Source organism: Psychrobacter sp. APC 3279 (assembly GCF_030407795.1).
In the GTDB taxonomy this organism is placed as follows: domain Bacteria; phylum Pseudomonadota; class Gammaproteobacteria; order Pseudomonadales; family Moraxellaceae; genus Psychrobacter.
Map to the genome: position 1 here is coordinate 1 of NZ_JASDCR010000044.1, position 904 is coordinate 904.

The window sequence follows — 904 nt, forward strand, 5'->3', positions numbered from 1 at the left end:
GACAAACCCGTCGTTACCGTCTCTGATGCCAGCGCTGATGAGGGTGGCGATTTGGTTCACACCGTGACCTTATCAAACCCAACTGAAGTGGCGGTCAGCTATCCATTTGCCATCACCGATGGTACTGCAACTGCAGGCAGTGATTATGACAATGCCCCAGTCTTTAGTGATGGGGTGGTTCTAAACACGGATGGCACCATCACTATCCCAGCAGGCGTTACCAGCTTTACCGTCAGCTACGAAACCACAGATGACGCGACAGACGAGCTTACTGAGACCACCACGGTCACCATCGGTACTGGCGTCGGTATCGGCACCATCACCGACAATGATGATGCACCTATCATCAATATCCGCGCGACCGATGCCGCCGGCATTGAAGGGGCATTGGGCGACACCATCGTCTTTAGTATTGACCAGACCGGTGTTAGTGACCGTACTACCAGCGTGATTGCCACCTTGAACTTGACCGACGCAGAAGCGGCGGACATCGACAGCATCTTACTGACCAATGCTGATGGCAGCACCCAAACCATCAGTGTGGCGGATGCGATTGCCGGAGTGAGTGTGTCACTCCCTGCCGGATCGACCACTAGCCCAACCTTTACCATCACCCCAACGCAAGACGCGATATACGAGATATCAGAAACCATTGGCATGAGCCTATCGAGCCCGGTTAATGCCGCGCTTGGCACTGCCACGGCCACGGCTGAGATCTTAGATGAAGATGGTGGCGCGATCGACGCCCCTGTGGTCAGCATTACCGCAACCGACGCACAAGCGATTGAAGGCGTGGACAACAGCCTCATCTTTAGCGTGACCCAGACCAACCTTAGCAACCTTGACACCACCGTTAACGTGAGCTTGGGTAATAACAACACCGTCGAAGCCGCTGACATTGCCA

At 54.8% G+C, this 904-nt stretch carries 1 protein-coding gene; it reads left to right on the forward strand.

All coding sequences use genetic code 11. The features are described from left to right. On the forward strand, positions 1-904 hold a 904-nt coding region (locus QL898_RS13735; RefSeq protein WP_290177192.1), incomplete at both ends, for a hypothetical protein.